Annotated in this window: 18 protein-coding genes and 1 pseudogene; 14 read left to right on the top strand and 5 right to left on the bottom strand. The window is 46.9% G+C overall.

The window, feature by feature from the left end; translation table 11 throughout:
• The first annotated feature begins 55 nt into the window (after nt 1–55).
• The 6 genes from fliD to GWP43_RS13220 all read left to right on the top strand — a co-directional run bounded on the left by fliD (nt 56) and on the right by GWP43_RS13220 (nt 7,704).
• Nucleotides 56–2,035 carry a flagellar filament capping protein FliD gene (fliD, locus tag GWP43_RS13245; protein WP_162664540.1) on the top strand — a complete coding sequence of 660 codons (1,980 nt, stop codon included), beginning with the start codon at nt 56–58 and terminating at the stop codon, nt 2,033–2,035.
• 60 nt (nt 2,036–2,095) lie between these two features.
• Nucleotides 2,096–2,689: a hypothetical protein gene (locus GWP43_RS13240; protein WP_162664539.1), complete on the top strand. Its 594-nt coding sequence runs from the start codon at nt 2,096–2,098 to the stop codon at nt 2,687–2,689.
• Nucleotides 2,690–2,704: 15 nt separating this feature from the next.
• Nucleotides 2,705–2,968 carry a hypothetical protein gene (locus GWP43_RS13235; protein WP_044013914.1) on the top strand — a complete coding sequence of 88 codons (264 nt, stop codon included), beginning with the start codon at nt 2,705–2,707 and terminating at the stop codon, nt 2,966–2,968.
• Nucleotides 2,969–3,112: 144 nt separating this feature from the next.
• Entirely contained in the window at nt 3,113–4,399 is a 1,287-nt protein-coding gene (gene murA, locus GWP43_RS13230) for a UDP-N-acetylglucosamine 1-carboxyvinyltransferase (RefSeq protein WP_162664538.1), read from the top strand.
• 42 nt (nt 4,400–4,441) lie between these two features.
• Nucleotides 4,442–7,189, top strand: a complete 2,748-nt coding sequence (locus tag GWP43_RS13225; protein WP_162664863.1) for a helicase-related protein — start codon at nt 4,442–4,444, stop codon at nt 7,187–7,189.
• Nucleotides 7,190–7,290: 101 nt separating this feature from the next.
• Entirely contained in the window at nt 7,291–7,704 is a 414-nt protein-coding gene (locus tag GWP43_RS13220) for a bacteriohemerythrin (protein WP_162664862.1), read from the top strand.
• A 63-nt stretch (nt 7,705–7,767) separates the two neighbouring features.
• On the opposite strand, the gene tyrS is transcribed toward GWP43_RS13220, so the two are convergent.
• On the bottom strand, nt 7,768–8,988 hold the full coding sequence (gene tyrS / locus GWP43_RS13215) for a tyrosine--tRNA ligase (RefSeq protein ID WP_162664537.1): 1,221 nt from the start codon (nt 8,986–8,988) through the stop codon (nt 7,768–7,770).
• Between the two features lie 166 nt (nt 8,989–9,154).
• On the opposite strand from tyrS, the gene pheS reads away from it, so the two are divergent.
• Together pheS and murJ are read left to right on the top strand one after the other, a co-directional pair.
• The gene (gene pheS, locus GWP43_RS13210; RefSeq protein WP_162664536.1) at nt 9,155–10,702 is read left to right on the top strand and encodes a phenylalanine--tRNA ligase subunit alpha; all 1,548 of its coding nucleotides are present in this window, start codon (nt 9,155–9,157) and stop codon (nt 10,700–10,702) included.
• Nucleotides 10,703–10,831: 129 nt separating this feature from the next.
• Nucleotides 10,832–12,418, top strand: a complete 1,587-nt coding sequence (gene murJ / locus GWP43_RS13205; protein ID WP_162664535.1) for a murein biosynthesis integral membrane protein MurJ — start codon at nt 10,832–10,834, stop codon at nt 12,416–12,418.
• A 617-nt stretch (nt 12,419–13,035) separates the two neighbouring features.
• Here murJ and GWP43_RS13200 read toward each other — a convergent pair.
• The 3 genes from GWP43_RS13200 to GWP43_RS13190 form a co-directional block, all read right to left on the bottom strand.
• Nucleotides 13,036–14,370: a tetratricopeptide repeat protein gene (locus GWP43_RS13200; protein WP_162664534.1), complete on the bottom strand. Its 1,335-nt coding sequence runs from the start codon at nt 14,368–14,370 to the stop codon at nt 13,036–13,038.
• A 64-nt stretch (nt 14,371–14,434) separates the two neighbouring features.
• A complete protein-coding gene (locus tag GWP43_RS13195) occupies nt 14,435–15,769 on the bottom strand; it encodes a Na+/H+ antiporter NhaC family protein (protein ID WP_162664533.1) in 1,335 nt (444 codons plus the stop codon).
• Nucleotides 15,770–16,011: 242 nt separating this feature from the next.
• Nucleotides 16,012–16,986, bottom strand: coding sequence for a metal ABC transporter solute-binding protein, Zn/Mn family (locus GWP43_RS13190; RefSeq protein ID WP_162664532.1), 975 nt, complete (start codon nt 16,984–16,986; stop codon nt 16,012–16,014).
• A gap of 216 nt (nt 16,987–17,202) precedes the next feature.
• Here GWP43_RS13190 and GWP43_RS13185 point away from each other — a divergent pair.
• From GWP43_RS13185 to GWP43_RS13170, 5 genes and pseudogenes are all read left to right on the top strand, one after another.
• Nucleotides 17,203–18,463, top strand: a pseudogene (locus GWP43_RS13185) (exonuclease SbcCD subunit D).
• Nucleotides 18,453–18,626, top strand: a complete 174-nt coding sequence (locus tag GWP43_RS15095) for an AAA family ATPase (protein ID WP_230977728.1) — start codon at nt 18,453–18,455, stop codon at nt 18,624–18,626. Before GWP43_RS13185 ends, GWP43_RS15095 begins: the two are co-directional and overlap by 11 nt.
• 10 nt (nt 18,627–18,636) lie before the next feature.
• Nucleotides 18,637–21,681, top strand: coding sequence for an SbcC/MukB-like Walker B domain-containing protein (locus tag GWP43_RS13180; RefSeq protein ID WP_230977727.1), 3,045 nt, complete (start codon nt 18,637–18,639; stop codon nt 21,679–21,681).
• A 101-nt stretch (nt 21,682–21,782) separates the two neighbouring features.
• On the top strand, nt 21,783–24,473 hold the full coding sequence (locus GWP43_RS13175; RefSeq protein WP_162664530.1) for an efflux RND transporter permease subunit: 2,691 nt from the start codon (nt 21,783–21,785) through the stop codon (nt 24,471–24,473).
• Nucleotides 24,474–24,516: 43 nt separating this feature from the next.
• Nucleotides 24,517–25,287 (top strand): outer membrane lipoprotein-sorting protein, encoded by a 771-nt coding sequence (locus GWP43_RS13170; protein WP_162664529.1) that lies wholly within the window; start codon nt 24,517–24,519, stop codon nt 25,285–25,287.
• Nucleotides 25,288–25,405: 118 nt separating this feature from the next.
• Here the strand turns inward: GWP43_RS13170 and GWP43_RS13165 are convergent, their stop codons facing one another.
• Complete coding sequence (locus GWP43_RS13165; RefSeq protein ID WP_006188806.1) at nt 25,406–25,672, bottom strand: co-chaperone GroES; 267 nt, start codon at nt 25,670–25,672, stop codon at nt 25,406–25,408.
• Nucleotides 25,673–26,095: 423 nt separating this feature from the next.
• Here GWP43_RS13165 and GWP43_RS13160 point away from each other — a divergent pair, with 423 nt between their 5' ends.
• The gene (locus tag GWP43_RS13160; protein WP_162664528.1) at nt 26,096–26,956 is read left to right on the top strand and encodes a sigma-70 family RNA polymerase sigma factor; all 861 of its coding nucleotides are present in this window, start codon (nt 26,096–26,098) and stop codon (nt 26,954–26,956) included.
• Nucleotides 26,957–26,972 lie beyond the last annotated feature (16 nt).

Raw genomic sequence — 26,972 nt, 5'->3', positions numbered from 1 at the left:
AATGTAATGGAAAGGGTTTATCCGGCTTAACGGTAAAGGGGTTGAAGTGTCCGATATGAATATTCCCGGCATAGGAGCCGGTAAATATGATAATCTCATTGAAACGCTGATGAAAAAAGAGCGTGCCCCGCGCGATTCAGCTGCTGAAGATTTAAAAAAATACGAACAGCAAAATGCTATTTGGCGAAAGATAAACCAGTTTTCTACCGAAATTCGTGAAAAAACGCGGGAGCTCTATTCATTTAATAATCCTTTTATAGAAAAGACTGTTACTTCTTCTAATGAACGGGCAATAACGGCAACCGCATCGCGAGATGCCCGCGAACAAACTTTTAAAATATCCATCAATCAAATTGCACAAGCGGATTCTTTTTTATCACAAGAGGTATCGAAAGACTTTCAAGTTCCAAAAGGTGTATACACCTTTACCGTCGGTGAAAAAAAATTTTCACTAAATTGGCAAGGTGGAAAATACCGGAGTTTTATCGATGCTGTTAATAAAAAAGGGAAAGATATTATCAGGATTTCGGAAATAAAGACTTCGCCCAGTGCCATTTCGCTACTTTTTGAATCACAGCTGACAGGGGAAGCTAATAAACTGGAATTTTCCGATGACGCACTATCCTTTGCGCTTGAAACCGGGCTGATAAAAAAAAATGACCGTCCTGCCGTTGACGCCGAAAAAACGGAGGCGGTAATCCCCGCCCAAACAACGGAACGTATTGCGTTTTCAAACCCGGTACGCAGTTCGCAACACTATGTGTTGGAATACACTGTATCTTTGCAAAGCGACGCTGAGGCGGCCGCTCCGCTTTCCGCATCCGGGGCTACTCCTCTCTCAAGCGAAGAAGCTATTTACGGGCAAGTTGGTTCCGTGTCGTATAAGGGGGTAACTGTAACCAATGCGCCGAGTGATTCAGGTATTGCGTCTGAAACGCTCGGACTTAATACAAAACCTACTGCACCTGTGGAAGACTACGGTGTGCTGTCTTTAGTTTCACCGCGTGGAACGCTTATTCCGTTACCTGCATTGGCTGATACGACCGAACTTCAAACCTTCAGTATCCCCCTGAGCGAATACGGCGATATTACCGGCATCGCCGTGCACAATAACAACACCGATAAGACCGTATCGATAGCTCAGATCAAAGTATATGACCCTAAAGCGACCGGTGAATACATACCGGTTAATCCTGTTTCACAGGCGCAAGAAGCAGTGCTTACGTTTGAAGGTATTCCTGTAAAACGGAGTACAAATAAGATTGACGATCTTATTCCGGGCGTAACATTAAAGCTTGAGGATAAAACGGATAAAAAAGAAAGTATCAGTATTAAACCCGACACGGAAGCAGCAAAGAACGCCATCATTGAATTTGTTGCAAAGTACAATCGGCTTTTGGCGGAAATCAATATCGTAACGAGTAATCAGCAGAACGTTATCGACGAGATCGAATATTTTACTGATGACGAACGCAAAACGGCGAAAGAAAACCTCGGTGCTCTTTTCGGAGATACGACGCTGTCTTCTTTAAAGAATAATCTACGCCAGATTGTTGCAAATGTCTATCGAAAGAACGCCGATACCCCGATAAGGACGTTATCTCAGATCGGCATATCGACAAAGTCTGACGCAAGCTCAGGCCTGAACGAAGCGCGGCTTCGCGGATATTTGGAAATCGATGAAAAGAAACTTGATGAAGCCTTAAAAGATTCGATGGAAGATGTCCGTTACCTTTTCGGATATGATACCGATAATGATGTGCTAATTGATGATGGCGTTGCGTTTCAGGTGTTTAAACAGATAGATCCATACGTTCAGCGGGGTGGAATTTTTTCTACCCGGACAAATGGACTGGCAGCTCAAATTAAAACGAGTAAGGATAAAATTGCACGGTACGACAAGGCGCTTGAAAAAAAAGAGCTGGAGTTACGGCAAAAATATGGGAATATGGATGGGGCTTTACGGAATTTGCAAAAACAGTCGGATATGATCAATAATTTCAGTAGACAAAATAAAGGCAGTTCTGACAACTAGGATACAGTGAATTATTCATATGGTTGCCGGGAAGATGATATTCGAGGAGTATGGCTATAAATGATAATAAAAATTAATGGCGAAGAACTTTCATACACACTGGAAAACGAAAAGACCGTTGGCGAGGTATTAGGCAGTATTGAGGAGGCCTGTTGTCGTGAACATGAGACAATCGTACAAGTAGCGGTTGATGGGAAAGAGTTGAGTTCCCATGAGCTTGATTTGCTATTTAAACAGCCCGTCGATGCAGATATCACTATTGAACTTTCAACATTCTCCGGAGTGGAAATTCGTAATTACATGAAAGGCTTGACGCAAGAGTTGTCAAAATGTGCAGATGACTTTGAGCAGATTCCTGTATATATGCAAACAGGGAAAGATATGCAGGCACTTAAATTGCTTGGAGTGTTTTCAGAAAAATTGAATGAACTGTACCGGTCATTACTTTTATCTGATGTAACGGAACTCCCTTTCGATATACAAATTGAAGGGAAATCAGTCCATGAGTATCAGAAAGAAATAACAGCGCTATTGCGCGATATCGTATCGAGTATTGAAGAAAAAGATATTATTCAAGTTGGTGATTTAGCAGAATATGAATTGGCTCCTCTTGTCAAAACTTTGATAAATGGGGTATCATTAACCCTAAATTAGATGGAGAGGAAAGTAGTGCTTGTAGAAGATATTATCGATATTGAAAAAAAGAATTCTCTCATCTATTATCGGGAAGAATTTGAGGCTACCGCTGTTTACAATATTCTGGAAAGAGAACAAAAAGGGAAAATAGACTTTTTAATTGAAGTTAATCCTATCGGTCAAAAACAACTCTTCGTACAGCTTATCGATAAACCGGATTACCCTGTGTTGCCTATTCGTCTTGCATTAAAAGAAAAAATACAGCATTTGATTGATTCTGCCGCTCTGCCGCTTTAGAAAGATAAGAAACGCTGAAAGTGCAACATATTTCTAAGATCTACTGTTGGAAGCGGTATTGCTGTCGGACGATGAATGTGAGTAATATCGGGGTATTTCTAAAAGACTTTTTTTAGTAAAGCCTTGTTAGGTTTGGAGCAGACCATGGATGAATATTATATCGAAGGCGGTTTTCCCGTAAAGGGCACCGTTAAAGCAAGCGGAAATAAAAATGCTGCGCTCCCCTGTATCGCTGCCGCCGTTCTTACTGATCAGCCTGTTACGTTAAAGAATATCCCCGAAATTGAGGATGTTTCCGTGATGTTCGAAATCTTTAAATCGTTCGGTGGGACAATTGTTAAACTTACTCAAAATGAATATACGCTGCAATTAAAAACCGTAACCGATTATGAAGTCCCGGTGCCTCTGGCTCAAAAAATACGAGCTTCCATTTTGTTTGCCGGCCCGCTGCTGGCTCGCTATGGAAAAGTTATGATGACTCCGCCCGGCGGCGACGTTATCGGGCGGCGGCGGTTGGATACACACTTTTTAGCGCTAACTGAACTAGGCGCGCAGGTAAAAATAAACGGGCACTTTTTATTTACGGCAAATAAGCTTATCGGGCAGGATATCTTCTTGGATGAAGCATCCGTAACCGCGACCGAAAACGCGGTGATGGCTGCAGTAACCGCCGAGGGCGAAACCGTTATCACCAACGCGGCAAGCGAGCCGCATATTCAAGACCTCTGCAAGCTGTTGAACGCGATGGGGGCAAAGATTAGTGGTATCGGCTCAAATATTCTGACCATACATGGTGTGCGGCAGCTGCACGGCGCTGAATATCGCATTGGTGCCGATTACATGGAAGTCGGCTCGTTTATCGGGCTTGCGGCGGTAACACACGGCTCGCTTACCATCACCGATATCAACCCGCCTGATATGCGGCCGATAAAGCTTGCATTTAACAAGCTGGGTATCCGTTGGGAAATCGACGGAACAAGTCTTACCGTTCCTGCACAACAGAGCTTAAAAGTAAACTGTGACCTCGGCGGCATGATTCCAAAAATCGATGACGCACCGTGGCCGGGGTTTCCTGCAGATCTTACCAGCATAATGGCTGTTATCGCTACGCAGGTGGATGGCACGGTGCTTATCCACGAAAAGATGTTTGAATCTCGTATGTTTTTCGTCGACAAACTTATCGGCATGGGTGCCCGCATTACGCTTTGCGACCCGCACCGTGCTGTTGTTACCGGCCCAAGCACTTTGCACGGTTCGGAGCTGGTTTCTCCCGATGTGCGTGCGGGAATGGCACTCGTCATTGCTGCCTGCTGTGCCCGCGGCGAAAGCCTCATCCGGAATGTGTACCAAATCGAACGCGGCTATGAACACCTCGTTGACCGGTTCAGGGCGCTCGGCGTACACATCGAGCGAAAGCCGGTCTGCGTATAACAATTGCATACAAATGGTACCTTTGCTATACTTTCCCCGATTATGAAGTATACACAGCTGCCTGTTTATGAACAAAAGGCACGTATTTTAGAGAGCTTGGAACGCCATCAGGTTATTGTCGTTGAAAGCCCTACCGGATCGGGGAAAACGACCCAGCTGCCGGTGATTTTACACGAGGCGGGCTATACGCAAACCGGTATGATCGGCGTTACCCAGCCGCGGCGGATTGCAGCTCTTTCCGTCAGCGAATTTATTGCACATCAGCTGAAGGTTCCGCTCGGCGATACGGTTGGCTACAAGATGCGGTTTGAAGATCATACCTCGCCGAGCACTAAGATAAAGATTATGACCGACGGGATTCTCTTGCAGGAGCTTAAGCTCGACCCATGGCTTAGCAAGTATTCCGTTATTATGGTAGATGAGGCGCATGAGCGCAGTTTGAATATCGATTTTATCCTTGGGCTGCTCAAGCGGATTTTGCAGGAGCGGCATGATTTTAAGGTGATTATCTCGTCGGCAACTATCAACACCGATATGTTTTCGATGTATTTTAACGAGTGTCCGGTTATTAAAATCGATGCGATGACCTATCCGGTTACGCTCATCTTTGATCCTCCTGCCATCACCGCCTCTACGGAAACGCTTGCCGCCGAAACCGCACTGCTCGATAAAATCGCGGTGATTGTCGGGCGGATTTTAAGCGAGGGTCGCCCCGGAGCAATCCTTGTGTTCCTCCCCGGTGAACGAGCGATTAAGAACTGTATCGAGCGGCTCTCGCATGAGTCGTGGTTCCGCAAGCTCTATCCGCTGCCGCTGTACGGGCGCTTGAGCAAGGAAGAGCAGGAGCGGGTGTTTAAGTCCCCGCCGTTCGGGAAAAAGAAGATTGTTATCGCAACAAATATTGCCGAAACCTCCATCACCATCAATGATATTGCGGCAGTCATCGACTCAGGCTTGTCAAAGCTGAATTTTTACAATCCCTTCACCTACACCTCAAGCTTGGACGAAGCGCCGGTGTCGAAGGCTTCGTGTAATCAACGGCGGGGACGCGCCGGGCGGACGCAGGAAGGGGTATGCTACCGCCTCTACACCCGCAAGGATTTTGAAACCCGCGTTATGTACACCACGGAAGAAATTTACCGCACCGACCTCTCGGAGGTGGTGATGCGGATGGCGGAGCTGGGGATCTACGACTTTGCGAACTTCGATTTTATTTCCCCGCCCGGCAAGAAGGGCATTATCGGTGCGGTGGATACGCTCAATATGCTCGGCGCGTTGGAGAGCGATAATAGCCTGAGTAAAATCGGGCAGATGATGTGCCTCTTCCCGCTTAGCCCGCGTCAATCCCGTATGATCGTAGAAGCGGTGCTCTATTATCCTGAATCGATTGAGGATGTATTGATTGCCGCGGGCTTTTTATCGGCGCGCAGCCCCTTCCTCTTCCCCGACGGGCATGAGCTTGAAGCGAGAAAAGCCCACGCAGCATTCCGCGATCCGCTCGGAGACTTTGTGTCCTTCCTCAAGGTCTACCGACAGTATATGCAAGCGGAAAACCAAAAAAAGTTTTGTGAACGCTTTTACCTCGACGAGCGGATTATGGCGGAAATTGCCAACATCAAAGAGCAACTGGAGCTGATTGTCTCCGATATGGGCGTGCCGATCCTCTCCGGCGGAAAACCGGCAGATTATTTGACGGCGGTTGCCCGCGGTATGATCCAATTTGTGTGCGCTGCACAGGGGCGGGATGTGTACCGCAGCCTGACAACCGAAAAGATTTCCATCCATCCGGGTTCCTGCATGTATAAGGAGCATCAACCCTTTATCGTAGCGGGGGAGATTGTACGAACGTCGCGGATGTATGCCATGTCGGTCTCGCCTCTTTCCAAAGACATTGTAGCGCTGGTCGCCCCTGCGCTCCTCGACAAAAAAGCGGCGCAGCAAGTGCGGGCAAGGGCCGGTACTGCTGAAGGCAGGGTTGATCGGTCTGCCGTCGGAACCGGAAAAGCCGGAGGTAAAAACGCGCAAGGAGCCGGTGTGTCCGGTAAGCTCTCCGGCAGCAGCGGAAAGGCTGTAGGGCAGGGGAGCCGCATCAGCAGCGCAGGTGCGATCGGTGAAAAACAGCCGCAGACGGTCTCCATTTGTGGAACACCGTATATCGTACAAAAAATGAAAGGTAAAAAACAACTGTTGTTGCCGTGGGAGCAGTTCAGCCGTACGATAGAGCAGCTGCGGGCGGAGCGGCAACAAACCGGTAAAACGGATGCCGATTGGGATACACAAAAGGGTACTGCTGCCGAAACGGTCGGCAGCAGTCAGGAGGTCTCCCCTCTTGAAAACGGCAGTATTGTCTATGACGGACGGCTGGAGCAGCTGAAAAACTTGCGGGCAAAAATCACCTTCGGCAGCTATGAGCTGTTAGCCGGAGAAAAGTTCGGCTTGGTGTTAAGCATCGCTGAAGCCTTTCCGCTCCAGCCCCTTGATTCGGAAACCCCGTTCCCGCGGACTAAAAACTTCACGCTGCCTGATGACACAGCCGCCCTGCTGGAGCAGCTGCCGCTCATCTTCCGCACGGTTGCGGCAAAGCAGAAGAGCAAACAGCTTGGCTTTATCACCCTGTTCAACGATGGCAACGGTACTTTCTGGCTGAAAACTTCGCGTGGTTTCCACACGGCTCTGCACGAAAACCTTGCCTCCCTGCAACAGCTCATCGACAGTGCAGGTTCGGAACTGGATGAAGCGCAAACCGCAGCGGTCAACAGTCTCTACAGCAAAATTGCAAAACTGATATAGGCGATCGGTATCTGGCTTATCAACCTGACACGATAGCCGTAGAAGGCGGGCTTTACACCGCCGTTGAAATATGTAATAGTTGCGGGTGTGAGGAGTTAATGATGGAGAAATTCGTTTCATGGGATGTAAGCTATGATGTGGGAGTGCCGAGTGTCGATAAACAACACCGCCACTTAGTAGATTTGATCAATAGCTTATATAATGCTTGTTTAGGGGAAAGGGCTGAACTTGAAGCAACATTTAGAGATGTGATGAAAGAGTTGGTAGATTATGTAATGATCCACTTTAAAGATGAAGAAGCCATCATGGAACAAATAAATTATCCAGGGCTGAAAGAACATCGGCAAAAGCACGAACTGTTTGTTAAAGAAATTTTAAAATCCGTCAATGCCTACACAAACGGCAAACAACTTGTTCCAAATTCATTTGTCCGCTTTTTACGTGATTGGCTGTTTAATCATATCTTAATCGACGATAAAGCATGGGCACGTTATTACTTTTCACTTAAAAAATAAAACGGTAAAAGGCATCTGTAAAAGCCGGAAACTTTTACGGATACCTTTTGCATATTACCAAACTTAGCGGGTAACGATACGGCTAAATCGTTTTTTACCGGCGCGTAGAATAAGCTCTCCCGCTTCGTCCAAGGTGGCGGCGGTAATGACGGTTTTAAAGTCGGTAACCGATTTGCCTGTGACAAGGGCACCGCCTTGCTCTATTAAACGACGTGCATCACTCTTGGTGGCACATAAACCGCTTTGAACAAATAAATCGACAATCGAAATTCCTTGCTCAAAAACGCTGCGGTTTATTTTCACCGTCGGCATAGCGGTTTTATCGCCACCACCACCGAATGCGGCTTTAGCGCCTGCAAGCGCCGTGTCCGCTTCGTCTTTTCCATGTATTTCTTTGGTAACTTCCCATGCGAGTCGCTCTTTTGCCTCGTTAATATTGCCGGCACAAATACGGTCAACCTCTTCGATCGGCAAAAAGGTGAACAGCAGCATAAAGCGGCGCACATCGGCGTCGTCAACATTCCGCCAATATTGAAAAAAGTCGAACACAGGAGTCATCTCTTTGTTTAAGAAGAGCGCTCCTTTTTCGCTCTTTCCCATTTTTTTACCGTCGCTACGGGTAATGAGCGGGAAGGTCAGGCCGAATACCTCATCGCCGGTCTTACGGCGGACTAAATCAACGCCTGCGACAATATTGCCCCATTGATCGTCGCCACCTATTTGCAGGCAACAATGATGTTTTTGATGCAGCATTAAAAAGTCGTAGCTTTGCAGCAGTTGATAGTTGAACTCAAGGAAGGACAACCCTGTTTCCATCCGTATCTTGTACGCCTCAAAGGAAAGCATTTTGTTAACCGAAAAACAGGAGCCGATGTCTCTAAGGAAATCGATATAGTTTAAATCGGCCAGCCAATTTTTGTTGTTTTCTGCAAAGGCTGTCTTTCCGTCAAATCCGATAAATCGGTCGAGCTGCGCTTTTATCTTTTCAACATTTTCATCAAGTTGTTGATAGTCCAGCATTTTACGCATTTCCGTTTTCCCCGAAGGGTCGCCGATGCGCCCCGTGCCGCCACCAAGCAGTGCAATACCGATATGACCTGCATCGCGTAAATGCCGAACTGCAAATTGAGGAACAAGGTGCCCGATATGCAAACTACCGCCGGTTGGGTCGGTACCGGTGTAAAACGTGATCGGCCCCTTATCCATTAACGCGGATAGTGCTTCTGCATCAGTGCATTGCTGAAAAAATCCGCGGTCTATTAACGTCTGCAAAGCTTTATTCATAACCGGATAATAACCCTTTTTACAAATAAATGCAACTTTTGCACAGGACGATCGTTTAAAATATTTCAGATGTGAAAACCCTGAGCAAAGCCGATTATCCTATTCACTAAAACCGTTAAATGAGGTATCATTTTAGCCGTTTTATGAAAAAAAGGGGGAATCCGTTATGGATATTCAATCGGTATTAAAAAATCTACACCCGCTTGAAATCAAGGTATTAAAGAACTTTAAGATAGGCGAAGGATTATATGCGAAAAAACTGCAAGAGGTTTTGCAGTATAAAGAAGGTCATGCAAATCAGGCCTTTTCATGGCTCAAGCTCAAAGAATTAGTAAAAGGAAAAACGAGAAAGACAACCGTTGTCTACGAATTGACGGAGCTTGGCAAAGACTATGCAAAAAACGGATTGCCTGCCGAGCGGATTATCTTGTTGTTAAAGGAAGCAGGGCCGCTCAAGCTGCCCGAAATTGCACAGAAACTCGGTTTGCAGAATAAGGATGTCGGCTCTTCCTTCGGGGAACTTTCCAAGGCCGGCTGCGCCGCGATGAATGATGAAAAAAAAGCGGCATATATAAAAGACCCTGACGATAAAAACTTCTTGCTGAAAAAAGCGCTGCTGAAACGCGCTGCAGAATCTGCCGAATGCCGGCTGCCTGAGGACTCTTTAACGGAGGACGAAAAGGCCTGCATCGCCGATATTGCGAAAAAGCGCGGCGCAGCGGATGCCGCATTCAAGATTATTGAACGGGACGAGATTGTCTACGCCTTTACGGATATGGTTGCCGCAGTACAGAAGGCATTGAATGCGGCGGGTATTACCGGCGACGAAACCGGACAACTGACATCCGAAAGCCTTAAAACAGGTGCATGGAAAACACAAACCTTCCGCAGCTACAATATCCAGCTGCCGCCAGCCCGCGTTATCCCCGGCAGGACAAACCCCTACGTTGATTTTTTAGAGAGCGTCAAAGATAAACTCACGTCGCTCGGCTTCGAGGAATTTGATGGGCCGCTGGTCGAAACGGATTTCTGGAACTCCGATGCGCTCTTTATGCCGCAGTTCCATGCCGCCCGCGACATTCACGATGTGTATTACCTAAAAAATCCCACGCATGCCAAAGCCATCGAAGAACCCTTCCTCTCCCGTGTTGCAGAAATTCACGAAACGGGCGGGGACAGCGGCAGCCGCGGCTGGAACTATCACTTTGACCGCGATTTTACCCGGCAACTCTTGCTCCGCAGCCAAGGCACGGTATTGTCCGCTCATCAGCTGGCAAAGGCAAAAATCCCGGGCAAATACTTCGGTATTGCACGCTGCTTCCGCTATGACAAAGTAGACGCAACGCATCTTTCCGACTTTTACCAGACGGAAGGTATCGTCCTCGGTGAACAGGTCAACCTGCGAACGCTGCTCGGTATCCTCAAGATGTTTGCCGTCGAAATTGCCGGCGCCACTGAAGTGAAGTATGTCGGCGGGTACTTCCCTTTTACGGAGCCTTCTATAGAGGTGCATATCAAGCATCCGGTACTCGGCTGGTTTGAGTTGGGCGGCTCCGGCATCTTCCGCCCCGAAGTTACCAGGGCGATGGGTATCGACGTTCCCGTTCTGGCATGGGGTATCGGTATTGACCGTATGGCGTTGATGGCATTGGGACTCAACGATTTACGCGAGCTGTTCAGTACCGATATCGAAGGTGTCCGGCTCCGCAGATAGCACCGGCTGCTACCGAAAATTGCAGAAACCGCTCCGCTCTAAAAGCTCCGTGTTTTTGGAGCTTCCTAAAGGGGCAGCGGTATGAAGCAATGCGGTAAAAAAGTGCGCGTAAAACAAAAACGATAATCTATGAACCGGAAATCTTCTTTACTCAAAAGTGGTATTAGCCTGTCCGTACTGACCCTTGTGTCGCGGGTTTTGGGGTTGATACGGGAAATGACCAAATCAGCTTTCCTCGGCACCGGCCCCCTTGCGGACGCCTTTACCGTTGCCTTTATGATTCCCAATCTGCTCAGGCGTATCTTTGCCGAAAACAGTATGACCGTTGCGTTTATTCCTACTTTCCAGACCTATCTGGAGGAAGAAAAACGCAATACACCGAATGCAAAGGCGTCGATGAAGGAGTTTCTTTCCGCAACATTCACTATGCTGTCTTTTGCCGTAACGGGCACCGTCATCATCGGAATTTTGTGCAGCGATCTGATTGTTGCAGTATTCTTTCCGAAAATCGGCGACTTTTCCGCAACGGTGCTCTTAACGCGCATCATGTTTCCGTACCTGCTGCTTATCTCCGTGGCGGCATTCTTTCAAGGAATATTGAACGGTGTCCGCAGTTTCTTACCGACGGGAATCACGCCGATTTTGTTTAACCTGTCCGTTATCGGCTGCACCTTTGTACTCGCAAAGCCCTGCGGTAATCCGGCGCTTGCAATGGCAATCGGTGTGGTAATCGGCGGCTCCTGCCAAATGCTGTTTCAGCTCCCCTTTGTGCTGCGCGCAGGCTTTTCGTTTAAGCTGATACCGTTCCGACGCTGTGTCCGGAACGCCGGAGCGCGGAAAATACTGAAGCTAATTGTGCCGACCTTGATAGGTACGGCGGTGTATCAAATCAACGACCTCGTTTCCACGGCGCTTGCGACATACTCCGGAGTCGGTGTCGCGGCAAGTTTGCAGTATTCGATCCGTTTACAAGAACTTATTCTCGGCATCTTCGCCGTTTCCGTCGGCACGGTTATCTTGCCCGACCTTTCCGCCCATGCCGTTAATAAGCAATGGGAAGTATTTCAAAAACTGCTATTGAATGCCGCAAAGATTATTGCGCTCGTAACCGTTCCTGCAACGATTTTCCTGCTCTGTTCGGGCGAACATATCATCATTTTGGTGTATAAGAGCCGCCGCTTTACCGACGAGTCCGTCCGGCTCACCTTGCAAGCCTTTCAGTGGCATATCGCAGGGTTGTTTTTTATTGCATTAAACAGGATTTTAACCTCGGCGTTTTATGCGCAAAGCGATACCAAACGTCCCACGATTGCAGGCATTGCGTGTTTCGGAATCAATATTGTGCTTGCGGCGGCTTTGGCGAGCATTATGCAAGGCGGCGGTATCGCGTTGGCACTGACCGCTGCGAGCGCCGTCAACACCGGCCTTTTGCTGTATTTTCTTACCAAAAGCGATTCAATCGATGTGCGTACATTGCTTGTATCAGCTTCAGGCTTTACCGTTAAGATGCTGCTTTTTTCGCTGATTGCCGCCGCCCCGTTGTATTTTTTCGGAGCACGGCTCTACGACCCGTTAGCGGCATACCCCCGTATTATCGCACAAGGACTTCCGCTCTTTATCAGCGCCGCGCTTTTCGCACTGATTATTTTGGCGCTGCTTTTGATAACGGGAGATTCCTTATTAAAGACTGCCGTACAAAAAATACGGCAGCGGTAAACGCATTAGGCCTTATTCTTTTTCATATCCGCCACGGATGGCGGTGATACTAATCAGCAGCAAGTTTTTTGCTAAAAAAACTTGACACGAACATTGTACAAGGAAGTACAATGTTCGTGTTCCCCGCAGAATGATTGTGGCTGCTCAACCTTTCCTTTTGAAAATATGCGGGTATCTACTTCGTTATTTCACAAAAATTAGTCCTCGACGTGCAAAAAGCACGCCTGTGGGTAATTTTTGTTCATGCCTCGTATCTGCCTCACCTCTTTTCAAAAGGCTAACGCAAAAATTATTTTTAACCATCAGCCTCAATTTTTCTGCGATTTTTATATACTCGGCCTAATGCGTTTACCACCTGTTAGAAAAAATATGCGAAATTTTATTTCCGTAAAATGCAACGGTTGAACAAAATATGAATTTTGGAAACTGTTGCATTCGTGCGCGAAAAGCGCACACATCAATGCGCAAGTTTTCGAAAGAAAACTTGACGGTTAAGGTGAGCGGCGCCATTGTAGACGCTCACCTTATACCTATGAAATTTCGCATAGAAGGAAAACACACACTTAAAATATTTCTGATGTGGTTGCCGTAGTCGTGGCGTTTTTTTGTCTTGAAAACTACCCGATTGCGTTTAAGACTTTGTTCAAGCGATTCTTATCAAAGAGATCCAGCGGGCGGCCTTCCGTAAAGCGGCGTGCCTCTTCTGTAAAGGTACCGGCAGTCATACAAATCCCCTTACCGGCCTTCATCTCTTTAATCCTGCCATGGAAATCACGCAGTACAAGCTCACCGACCGAACCTTGGGAACGGAAGAATCGGAATATTACGAGATCTGCCCATTTTGGCGTGTCGATTTCGGCAACAATATCGGTATAGGTCGCGAGGACGCTGATATCAAGGATCTTTACTTTAGCGTTTGGAAAAAAGCGCGAAACAATCCTGCGGCACAATCCGACAAACTCGCTCTGCCCCGCCATCAAATAGGTATGAAGATTCTTATTCTGATTTAACTCCTGATACCGCATAATGAGGGATGCAACATCTTTATAGCCCGGACTGACGGTCTGGATTTCCTTTAACTGTATTAGTGCCTTTTGTAAGTCTTGCGTTTTGATCCGTGCTGCAGCTAAATTATAACGCAGTTCATTCATGATATCCAACGGAATGCCGTCATGTTTTAGGCCGATTTCAAAATCTTCGATCGACTTCTCCAATTGACCCGCACGCATTCGTATTAAACCTGCATAGAGCGCTGCGCGCGGCCCTACTTCCGGCGATACTCGTAAATGCGTAAATATCTTTAATGCCTGATCGTTTGAGCCGACTTCATAAAAGCACTCTCCCATCGCAAAGAGGGCTTCCTTATTATCCGGCTGTACATCCAATACTTTTTTTAAACTGGGGAGCGCCTCTTGATATTTCCGTAAACTTTGGAGCGTGTAGCCAAGATATTTTAACGCCATCACGTTATCCGGTTGTGTGAGCAGCGCTTTCCGTAAAAATGGAACTGCTTTTTCATATTCTTTCTGGATATAATAAATATACCCAAGGTTATAGTTTATTTCAAAATGGTTTGGATTGATATTTTTTGCTAGTAACAGCCCCTTTTTTGCTTCTACAAACCGGTCTGTTTTCATTGCGCTGATGCCGTACCGCAAACTGATTTCAAATTGCTCCGAGGGGATGCGCTCGCTCATCTGATCTAAAAGGGGGGCATAAGAAGCATAAGCTTTTTCCCAATCTTGATCCTGGAAGTATATATCTCCGACCATTAAAAGAGCGGTGCTGTCATTTGGATTTTGTGCGAGCCGCTTTGTTGCTTCGCGTATCACTGCGGCCTTATTTTTTTTGCCAACTGATAACGATCCGCGGCCTTTGAGGCCTGTCATAGCGACCGTTACAACTGCAACAACTGCGATAATGATAAAAAGAGAGATAATTACAACAGACATACTTTATGTATTATCTTATCTATTGACATAACTGTCAAGATAAGACCAGAGTCTGAAATATTGCTTATTTACGTGTGCGGTGTCGCACGATATTCACCAAAAGATCCCACAATGGAATTAAATAAAGGAAAAAGGCCGATAAGAGAGCCGTGGCTGGAGCGCCAATAGAAGCCAACGGAATACTTACCGCTATCGACCACGGCATCAGCGGTGCAACGACGACGGCGGTATCCTCCAAGTAAGAGGCAAAGGTGTTTTTATCTTCTATAAGATCATCACAAACTTGATGAGTCAACATAATTGCCAATGTTTGATTGCAGGCAATCGCCGAAGCAAAGACGGAAGCGGTAAGGACACTACCGAATGCGGTAATCCGGTTACTCAGTCGTCGCATAATCCGCTGCATTCCCTCAAAAAAATGAGTTCCCTTAAACATTCCCGAATAGCAGGACGAAATACAGATAATTATGGACGCCCGTATCATTGAAATAATACCGCCGCCGGACATAAGCTTTGCCAACCCCGTATCTTGAGGATGAAAGCCTAAAAAGATTATTTTCACCAGCTCTGACGCATGTATATGCTGAAAAAATATGGCGCAAACCAAACCGGCAAGACAGCTTATCGTCATCGTTATTTTTACATCGATTTTAAGTAACGAAAAAAAGATGATAATAACGGCGGGGATAGTCGTAAAAAGCGAAAGGTTATAGTAATCGGCAAAAATATGAAAGGTCATACCATTTCCCATGCCTGAGTTACTGAGCACACTGTTTTCTGCACTGAAATTGATGATAATCCCGATGATGCCATACAGAACAGCTGTTACGATAAAGGGGATAAACGCTGTCCTCACCATCGTTTTAATATTATTAAAGATATCGGTGTCTGTTAATTCACTGATTAAATGCGCCCCCGACGACATCGGCGAGCAGCGATCTCCGAAAAATATTCCCGAGAGGATGGCTCCGCCTGCGTATACGGCCGGGATATTCATACTGTTTGCCAATGTCATACAGATAATGCCGATAGTTGCAGCACTTCCGAAGGCCGTGCCCATCAGAAATGATACAAAGCAGCATAGTAAAAAGCAGATCAATACCATAATCTGCGGAGCCGCAAACATAGACGCATAATATACGATAAAAGCAATGGTGCCGCACGCACGCCATATTGCAGTGATGCTACCTATCAGTATGAAAATTATCAGGATATTTTTTACGGTTAGGATCCCGTGGAAGGAATAACGGAACATCTTCTTCCACGTTTCTCCCTTGATAAGGCCGAATGCAAAGAAAAGTATATAGCCAAATATTAGCGCATAGAGAATCGAATAGTGAAGAATAACGCAGATAATTAAACTGACGGAAAACAGCAACAGAATACAGAATTCGAGCATAAACCCTCTACGTTCCTTTCCATCATTATTATGCAGAGTTATCTATCTGTCAATGAGGCGCCGTGCAAATGCATCAGGTCATTTTTCTAGCAGCCCCGCAGAATAATGGTGGATTGTGATTGTATCGAGGCAAAAAAAAGGTGATAATCACGGTATGGCTAAAGGAGAGATATAAAGGCCATACAATGACTATCACCGGGACTTGCTGTCGTTTGTCTTAAGCCAACATATAAGGTTTGAGCTTACTGTGCAAGGCTTTTGTAAATTTTTTCTATATTAGAGGTCATCCGTTCCATATAGGATAAACCGTCTTCAGCCGACTCAATCGTATAAATTGTTTGCACCGAAGCCCCGACTTCTTTTGCTAAGGTTGCCGAAACTTGCGGGCTGGCCGCATTTTCGGAGAAAACAACTTTAATTCCATATTGGTTACAATAATCTGCTAATTTTGCTAATTGTTGTGCACTCGGTTCTCCGTCAGAAAATACATCTTCCACGCTATTCTGTTCAAGCCCGAAGTCACGGCAAAGATAGCCGAACGCCGCGTGTCCGGTAACGAAACGGCGATGACTTACCTTTGCAAAGTTATCGCGGTATTTTGCTAAAAGCGCATCAGCATTCGCAATAAAAGCTGCGGCATTCGCCTTATAGAAAGCGGCATTTGCAGGATCTACCTCACTTAAACCGTCGGCGATGTTCTTAACCATCACTTTAGCGGATTCAAGGCTCAACCACGCATGAGGATCAACCGCTTCGTGGTCGTCATCATGATCATGGTCATGCTCGTCGTGATCATGATCGTGCTCATCTTCGTGGTGGTGGTGATGATGATGGTGTCCTTCTGCGAGTTCGATCGGTTTAATACCGTTACTTGCGCAAATAGTCTTTATCGTATCCTGCTTCACCGCATGGAGAGCATCCATAAGCCACGGTTCCATACCCAAACCGTTGTAAACAACGGCTTTTGCCTGCATTAAGAACTTTAAATCTCCTGCCTTGGGTTCAAAATCATGAGCTTCAACTCCCGGCGGGATAATCGTATGGACATACACCTTATCTTTACCCACGATTTCCGTGAGTTCCTTCATCGCATCAAAGGTTGCTGCAACGGCAACTTTTCCTTCCATGTTTTTCTCGGTTTTTCCGCCGGCAAACAGACTTACCGTGACGATGCTGAAAAACATCATACAAACTGCTGTAAAAAACAATTTCTTCATTAAAAACTCCTCTTGCAATGCTAGTTGCAAATCGGTTGCAAGTATACATAAATGCAAAAAGTTTGCAAGTAGCAAATAAGAATAAAAATTAATTAAATCTAAGGAAACACTTTAAAAAAACGAAAGTTTTTAGAGGTTCCCATATATCACACCTTTTATACTTGGGAATTTTTCCGCCCCTTTACAGAACCGGATATTAGTCATACAGTAGCAAGGATGAAACTGCTCCATACCGCCGACCTGCATTTGGGAAAGACGCTGCATGAAACGCCGTTGCTCGGCGTGCAGGAAAAAATGCTGAACGACATTCATGATATTCTTACACGGGACGATTATGCAGCGCTGATTATCGCAGGCGATGTGTATGACCGCGCCATTCCGTCGGCGGAGGCGGTTTCGCTTTTCAGCCGGTTCCTTGCCCTGATACGGGAGGATTGTCCCGATACGGCGGTATTTATCATTCCCGGCAATCACGACTCCGCGCAGCGGCTTGCCTTTGCTCGCGAGATACTGCAAAACCAGCGTATCTATATTGCGCAGGATACAAGCAGGCTTACCGATCCGGTTATTCTTACCAAGGGCACGGAAAAACTTGCGATATACCTGCTCCCGTTTTTAAACTTCGGTGCCTTTTCGGAAGAAACAAAAGAAGCGTATCATACGGCAGGGGATTCTCAGGCGGAAATGGCGGCGGTCGCATCGCACATACTAAAACAAGCGGTACGGCCGGACATACCCGCGCTGTTAGCGGCGCACCTTTTTACCGTCGGCGGGCAGAGTTCTTCCAGCGAGCGCACCTTTATCGGTACCGCCGAATATGTCAATCCCGACCTTTTTTCTTTTTTCGATTATGTTGCACTTGGGCACCTGCACCGTTGTCAACGGATAACCGACAGGATGTATTATTCAGGTTCGCCCCTTCCGTACTCCTTTGATGAATCGGAGGATGCCAAGTGTGTCCTTTCGATAGATATCGACTGTACACCGAAACAAAATACCGCCATCGACAAGGAGATAACGAACTCCCGCACAGAACTGTTTGATGCGGAGAACCTACAGCCTGCTATAGACAGCGCAAAAGCTCCGCTCAACATTGCGCGGATACCCATTATTTCCGAACGCCCGCTTAAACGGCTGGAAGGGAATTTTGAAGAGTTTTTTACCGGAAACCGCTACGATGAATGGAGCGGCTGCTATCTGGAAATTACGCTGAACGATGCCGAGGTTATTGCACACCCGATGCAGCTGCTGCGGCAGAAATTTCCGTTTTTGCTGAGTATCCGGCAAAAGAGTTTTATGAATCGGGAACAGCAGGACGGGGAAGAACAGCTGACACTCCGCGAACGGACGGCGGAAGATCCGCTCACGTTAGCCGAAAATTTTAGCCGGTTTGAAATCGTTATTAACGGCGAGGCGAACCAAATGAAGCAGGAGCTTTTTTGAACAGCTCTGCAAAGAGGCTATTGATGAGACCTAAAGAACTGATACTGCACAACATCGGCCCTTTTACCGGCGAGCATACCGTCAACTTTGACAGCCTCGGTTCCCTCTTTTTAATTTACGGACAAACCGGCGCCGGAAAGACCACACTCTTCGACGCCATTTCTTACGCCTTTTTACGGAAAACCGCTCGGCGGTAGATCGGGCGTTATGCGGAATTTGCGGAGCCACTTTGCAGACGACTATGCAGTCTCCGATGTCATACTCACCTTTTTTATCGGAGCGCAGCTGTACCGAATAAAACGGCAGCTGCCGTATACCAAAGAAGGCCGAAAGCTGGAAACACCGGAAGAAGTCTCCCTCGAATGCTACGAAAACGGCAGCTGGGAAAACCGCTCATCGACTAACAAGCGGGAAACCGATGCTTCAATCCAAAATCTGATTAAACTTTCCGACAAAGAGTTCAGCCGCATCGTCCTTTTGCCGCAGGGAGAATTTGCGCAGTTCTTGCGGGCGCAGTCGAGCGATAAAAAAGAGACGCTGATGCACTTGTTTCCCATCAAACGCTACTCGGATTTAATGCAGGAAGCGAAGCTCCGCGCAGACACGTTGCAGCAGGAAGCGCATACAATAGAAGCAAACCTTGAAACCCTGCATACCCGCTTTGTCTACCATCGTTACGAGAGCGACCGCGCAGAGCTGCTGAACGAAATTGACCGTATCAGGGATGAACACGGCGGTATCCTGACCGCCTTACAGACAAAGAATACCGAGCTTGAGCAGGAAAAAATACTCGCAGAGAAGCGAAAAGAGCTGGAGCGGGTTACCGAAGAGCTGGAAGCATGCCGCATCCGCGAAGAGGATATCCGCAATTTAAAAGCGAAGATCGAAAAAGCGCAGCGGGCGGCCCCGCTCGCCGTCCACGTAAATCAGCTCCTTGAGTTGGAAGCGGCATGTGCGGCGGACGAACGGCAGATACGGGAAAAACGGGAACGCATGGAAGAACTGACCGCCCGTATGAACGCTTTGCAGGAACGGCACAACGAGATCACCGCGAAAGAGCAAGAGCGGGACAACCTCTATGCCGTCATCGATTCGCTGCGGAAAGCTGCCGTGTTGGAACAGGAAATCGGAGCGGAACAAGCCGAAGAAGATAACCTGAAACGCGCCGCTGCTGCCGCCCAAGCGCAACTGCAGCGTATCGAAGCGCAGCTCACCGCCGTTACGGAAAAAACCGCCATCCTTGCTCCTGCCGTCGATGCGCTTGATGAGCGGGAACACGCCTACCGCAACCTGCAAACCCGGCTCGACATGGAAAAACAGCTGCACGAGATGTTATGCAAACAGGAACAGCTCAATACCTTTTTGCACAGCTATGCGCAGGCCGCGGATAATGCGCGGACACAGCTTGCAGAGCTCGCCCGCGACTGTGATATTCAAACGGAACAAATCGATAGAATAGAAGAAGAAAAAAAAGCGGCGGGACGGCAGCGTGCAGCGGCGGCGCTCGCGGAACACCTCGAAGAAGGAAGTCCCTGCCCCGTCTGCGGTTCGGTACATCACCCCGCACCGGCTCAAGAAGCTGCACAAAGTGCGTTCAGCTTTGACGAGCGGATAGAAGCGGCAAAACGGAGCGCAGCAAAACTGCAACATGAAAAAGGAAAAGCGCAGACGGCGCTCGCCGGTGCGGAGGCTTCGTATACAAATTATCAAAAACAAATAGATGAACGGGCGGCAGCGGCGGCTGATTTACAGCTGCGGTATAAAGAATGCAGCGCGACGCCCTTTCCGGAAGGAAAGGATGCGGCGGAGAGCCGCATTAAGGAAACCGCTCAGCAGATCAACGAGGCGGTGCAAGCGTACAACGCATCCCGCAAAGCCTTTGCCGAACAAAAGACGCTGGAAGAAGAAGCCCGCCGTTTGCAGCGGGAGCGGCAGGAATGTACGCAGCAGCACCATAGCGCGGAACAACGCTTAAGCGGAGTTTCCGCCGCGCTGCAAGAAAAACGCCGCCAGTTTAACCAAGCTTTTTCTCAGCTACCCGAAAATCGGCGCAGCGTTCAGTTGAGTTCGGACACGGAAATTTTGGACAAACAGGAAGACTTCGGCAAACAGGGAACCGGCGGCAAAGCCAAAGCCCCCGATGCCCCTGCCGGCAAGACTGCACCGGAGCAATACGAAGTCCCCGATGCGGAAACCGCGTTGGAGCAATGCGAAGCGCTGCTGCAGGAACTCAAGCTGACTATCAACGCCTACCATACCGATGTTGCCGAAGCAACGCAAAACCTTGAACGGATCCGCGGAGAACTTTCCACAGCGGAAACGCACGGACAGGAACGCTCGCAGCAGCGCAGCGAAAAAACAGCGCAGCTCGAAGCCGCGTATATAAAGGAAGGTTTTGCCGATTTGGAAGATCTACAGCAAGCCGTGTGCAGCGAACCGGAAGTTGCGCAGTGGAAAACCGAAATCGACACCTTTTATGAGCAGTACGCGGCGTACAAGCAGGCGGCGGCCGGATTGGAAAAAGACGTTACCGCGACGGAGCCGCGCGACCTCGATGAGCTGGAAATCGCCGTCGAAGCCCTGCGCCAACGGTATGATGAAATACAGGCGCGGCTCGAAGTCCTCAATACGGAAAAAGCAAAGCTGGAGGAGCTGCACACCCAGCACACGGAACTGACCAAAGCTCTTGCAGTTAAAACAGCGGAGGAGCAAAATTGGGTAGCCCTTGCGAAAGACCTCTGCGGCAGCAATCCGCGGAAACTCCAGTTCGACACGTGGATTCTTTCCGCCTTTTTGCACGAAGTAACCGTGTTTGCAAATAAACGACTTGAGCGGATGAGCGAGGGACGGTACCGGCTTGCCGTCAGCGAAGAGCACGGCGCAGGGAACGCATACCGAGGTCTCGACTTGGAAATCGCCGACGCCTATACCGGTAAATGCCGCCCTTCCGCGACCCTCTCCGGCGGGGAAACATTTATGGCCTCGATCAGTCTTGCGCTCGGCCTTGCCGATTCCATTCAAGCGCGGGCAGGCGGTATCAGAATAGATTCGATGTTCATCGACGAAGGCTTCGGGTCGCTCGACGAAAAAGCCCTGGAAAACGCTGTCGGGATTTTAGACGAAATACGCGGGAACCGGATGGTCGGCATCATCTCTCATGTCGGCGAACTGCAAAGCCGCATCCCGCAAAAGATTGAAGTGATAAAAACCGGAACAGGCTCGTCCATACGTCAAGGTAAGGCGCAACCTTGACTTTACTCGGATGGGAGTATAGTATAGGGACTCTTAATTAATTTTCGGGATTCTTTAAATATCTTAGCTTTAGAGTATCTCGCTTGTCAAAGTAGGTGCTTATGAATTTGAAAAACGCACTGGTTAAAAAACTATACAAACATCCTCGTGTTATTTTAGGTATTATACTCGGCATTACGCTTTTTTTTGCGTTGCAGCTTCCGCGTATCCGATTTGATAATAATAATTTTCGTTTTATACCGGAAAGCGATCCTGCACGAATAGCGGATGCCGAGATGGCAAAGATATTCGGGGATTCGGTACCGCTCCTCATCGGTATTCAACGGCGTTATTCAACGATAATTGATTATAAATTTTTAGAAAAGATGCAGGAGTTGGATAAGCAATTGCTTGCGTTGCCACTTGTAAAAAGTGTCGTTTCGCTTACGACGACAACCCATATCGAAGCTGCAGGCGATTCAATTGTAAGTGGAAAACTTGTGCCGGAACATTTAACCGGTTCGCCGGAAGAATTGAACACAATTACCGAACGACTTCGCTCGTTGGATACCTATAACCGCAGTTTGGTTTCCGACGATTTAAAAGCAACACAGACTATTATCTTCCTTAATGTAAAACAAGAAGAAAGCGGCTCACCGGAAACGATTGCCGTGTGTCGTAAAGTGATGAGTATCGCGGAGGAATGGGACTTTCCGGATTCCGTTGCCTACGTAACCGGAGCGCCGGTATTCAGTGAAATTGTCAACGAAGCAACAAGTCATGATTTAATGTTCCTTGTGCCTATCGTCGTCATCGTAGTGGCGGGCGTCTTGTTTTTTTCGTTTAGAAGATTTACCGGCGTGTTCTTGCCGCTGCTCACCGTTATTATTTCATGTATTTGGGCAATCGGTGCGATGGCGTTGCTGCAAATTCCGTTGACCATCCTTTCGACGGTACTGCCCGTTATTCTGATTGCCGTCGGCAGTGCGTATGGCATCCATGTTATCAATCACTATTTTGATGAAGTAACACAGAGTAAGGAAATCTCTCGAGAAACTCACTCAGCGCAGATTGTTGAAGCTATGTCACGGGTTATTCCGCCGGTTTTTTTGGCGGCGCTTACGACCTTTGCAGGCTTCGTCTCGTTCTGCTTTACAAGCGTCGTCCCCATTTTTGAGTTTGGTATATTTTCGAGCTTCGGCGTACTTTCTGCCTTTATCGTTGCGGTAACGCTTATCCCGGCAATTCTTATTTTGCGTGGCCCCCGTAATCCGACCATCGGAGGGCGTTTCGGCGTTCAACCGAGCCATACCGGTATTATCGATCGGATTATTGCCGATACACTGATGATTGTCCATGCACATAAACGGAGCGTGCTGCTGATCAGCCTTGGTTGTATCATCTTTGCGGGGTTGGGAATTTCAAAACTCGTTATCGATAACGTATTAATGGAATACTTTGAACCGGATGTACAGGTCGTTCGATCCGATACCTTTATCCGCGAAAATTTCGGCGGTTCTAAATTGCTGAATTTAATTATTAAAGGTACCAAACAGGGTGATGTTATCCGGCCCGATGTATTACAGGCGATCGATTCTCTTGCCGTATATGCGGAAGAAAATATTCCCGAAGTTGGAAAAGTTACCTCACTGGCGGATGTTATTAAACGGTTCAATCAAGTGTATAACGCGGATGCGCCTGCGGCAGGACTTACGCCTACCGGTGCAAACTCTACCGAAAAGGGAGAAAAAGATACATTTGGGGATTTTGGCGATTTTGGAGACGATGACACAACGACTCCTCTTGATAAAACTGCAAATTCTGCCGTAACCGATACGGTGGTGAACACTGGCGTAGAAACACAAAAAGAACGGGCGTATACTTTTCCCGAAATCATCGAGAAACTTGCAGCTGCTCAAGCAGCCCGCCGCGGCAGGTATGTTTCCGCGACCGAGGTGATTGATGCGTTAAAGAAAGATATCAATTATAAAGGTGCTGCCTACTACGAAATTCCTACGGATCCTCAAAAATACGGCAAAGAGACGCAGGAAGAACTTTCAATGCTTATTCAAAATTACCTCTTGCTTATGGGCGGCAACGTACAGGATTTTATCGATGACATACATACCCCTGCTACGCTTAAAGTAAATATTCAGCTCAGAACGGTTGGTCAACACGATAGCGAACAAGCCTTGCAAGCGATAATGGCGTATGTTAAGGCCAATTTTCCCAAGGACATATCCGTAGAAGCAAACGGCTCAATGTTCATCGAACAGTCGTTAAATACCCTTGTGGTACAGTCTCAGCTGATTTCCGTGGCGGTATCGTTCGGTATCGTATTTCTCATTTTAGCGATTTATTACCGGTCTATTATCGCCGGTATTATCGGAATTATCCCGCTGATGATATCCGTTGCGCTGAACTTCGGGTTTATGGGAATTGTCGGTATAAAACTCAATATCGGGACGGCGATGGTCGCGAGTTTTGCAATCGGTATCGGTATCGATTATACCATCCACTATTTGGCGGCTTATCATCATGAATGTACCAAACGGCGCGACGACCGGAATTTTCTTATCCACACATTTTACGGTTCCGGTAAGGCAATCCTGTTTAATGCGGTATCCGTCGGAGCAGGCTTTGCCGTTTTAATGCTTTCAAAGTTTAATATGCTGTCAGAACTCGGCTTGCTGATTGCCTTGGTAATGGCGACGAGCTCTTTCGCAAGCTTAACGGTACTACCGACTATCCTTTCGATTGTAAAGCCGCGGTTTATTACTAAAGCCTTACCGGGGGATAGTACAGAACCGTAGGCTTTGATATTTTTTTAAAAGATTTTTATGGAGGTATATAACGATGAAAAAATTACTAATGCTTTGTTTTTTATTGCTCTGCAGCATCACAGTGCTTTTTGCCGAAGAAACCGCTGAATCCATTATGAAGGGCGCTCCGTCAAAAATAACGATTGAAACGATCGGGACGCGGGCAAAGATGGAAATTCAGCGGAATGGAACGACGATGGCAGAGCTGTTGGTCGATCAATATTCCGTGCAAAAAGAAAATGATCACCGCACCTTTTTGGAAATCAAAGCGCCTGCAAATGTAAAGGGGACACGTTTTTTGATGATTGCAAAAGACGGAGTTACCGATCAGCGGATTTATCTACCCTCGCTTGGAAAAGTACGCCGTATTACCGGTGAGTCGGAAGGAACCGAAAGTTTTCTCGGTACCGATTTTTCATATAATGACATGTCGTATTTGCAGCGGGACAGCAGTTTGGATACGTATAAACTGCTGCGCGAAGAAGAGTATGGCGGAACTCTCTGTTATGTTATTGAAGGTATCCCTAAGGATACAAAATCGGAATATTCTAAAACCAATGTGTGGGTAGAAAAAAATACCAAACATCTGGTAAAAATTGCCTTTTATGATCGAAAAAACGTATTGGTAAAAATCATGGAAATGAGCAATTACGAGACAACCCAAGGTGTGGATACCCCGCGGGTTACTAAAATGACCACTCTTGCAACAAATACATCGACAACCATTAACATTATAAAAATGCAATATAATATGAATATACCCGATAAGATTTTTACTCCGCGTTATTTGGAGCAAGGTCGTTAAGTTTCAGCGTATAAAAAAATAACCGGTATACCTCTAGGCTATACCGGTTCATTCGCGCGGAGCAGTTAATATCTGCCGTTTTTCGGCTGGGCTCTGCGCTGTAACAGCGTAGGCGTAATTATTCAATTACAGCAACAATATCGCCAGCCTTTAATATCAAGTATTCTTCGCCATCGATCTTAATTTGTGTCCCTGCATATTTATCATGCATCACTTTTTGACCGACCGATACCTTAATCTTTTCTTTATCATCGCCGACGGCAACGACAACTGCCGTCTGTGTTTTTTCCTGTGCGGTATCGGGAATGATAATTCCGCTTGCGGTTTTAGTTTCTACCTTATCGACTTTTACTAAAACACGGTCTGCTAATGGCCGTACTTTCATGTAAGAACCTCCTATCATAATGTACTTTTCGGTAGCAAAAAAATATGCCCCGCTTGGCATCCGGGGGCATTTTAACCGGATACGACTGTGTCAATTTAACCCAGTTTTACTTTTATTCATACTGAGTGTGTCATTTGAGCCGTATAAGGTTGAGTTAAATATACAAACAAAGATGTAAAAAGGCAAGTTTTTTTCCTATTTTTATGATTCCATGTCTAAAATGTCCGTAATAAGGCGACTTTGTAGCTGTTTTTGCCTTAATTATGCCATGTTTGTATAGAGAAAAACTTGGCATCTTGTTTGCTTTAATAATTGATATACAGGGTTTAATCAAGGTGATTGATAAAGCACCTTATTGATCGGCGAGTTCCCGCTGCATTGCACCGGAAAACCGTATACTTCATTTGCAAGGAGTTTTGACTTATGGAAAGAATACAGAATACGCGTACGGATAATAATATCTTTGCAACTTATTTGAGAGAGATAAACAAGATACCGCTGTTGTCGGTAGAAGACGAGGTAAAATACGCAAAAGCAGCTGCCGCCGGAGATGAAAAGGCAAAAAAAATACTGATTGAATCGAATTTACGATTCGTGGTCAATGTCGCAAAAAAATATCAAAATAAGAATATCCCGATTATGGATTTAATCAGCGAAGGTAATATCGGGCTGATGAATGCTGCCGACCGTTTTGATCCCGATAAGGGGTACAAGTTTATTTCGTATGCGGTATGGTGGATTCGCCAAGCAATTTTAAAAGCTATCTGCGAAAAATCTCGCATGATTCGACTTCCGTTAAACAGAGCAAACGAGTTGGTACAGATTGAAAAAGCCCGCAAGATTATGGGAAAGAGCGGAAGTGAACCGGAAGATAAAGAACTTACAGCCATCGCTCAAGATCTTCGCATTGAACCTGAAATGGTACGGACAATTATGAATGCTGCCCGTGACCCCGTTTCTTTGGATGCACCGATATTTAATGATAACAACGGTGCCAGTACTGGCGATTTTGTTGAAGATACCCGCTATATGCAGCCTGAAAGCTATGCACTTGATATTGATCTCCGTGAGAATGTCGATGCGTTGCTCGCATCCTTGACAGAACGGGAGGCAGAGATCCTCCGCTACCGCTTCGGCTTAAACGGGCATGAGCAGCTTTCATTAAAAGAAGTAGGTGTACGGTTTAATTTAACCAAAGAGCGTATTCGCCAAATCGAAAAAAAGGCGCTTGAACGGCTGCAGTCGATAGGTCATCAGCACGAACTTGAAAGCTTCGTTGCATAAGACCGCGAAAGTTTGG

Origin of the sequence: Treponema vincentii (genome assembly GCF_010365865.1) — a bacterium.
Taxonomy (GTDB): domain Bacteria; phylum Spirochaetota; class Spirochaetia; order Treponematales; family Treponemataceae; genus Treponema.
This window is presented reverse-complemented; position numbering and strand designations above follow the sequence as displayed.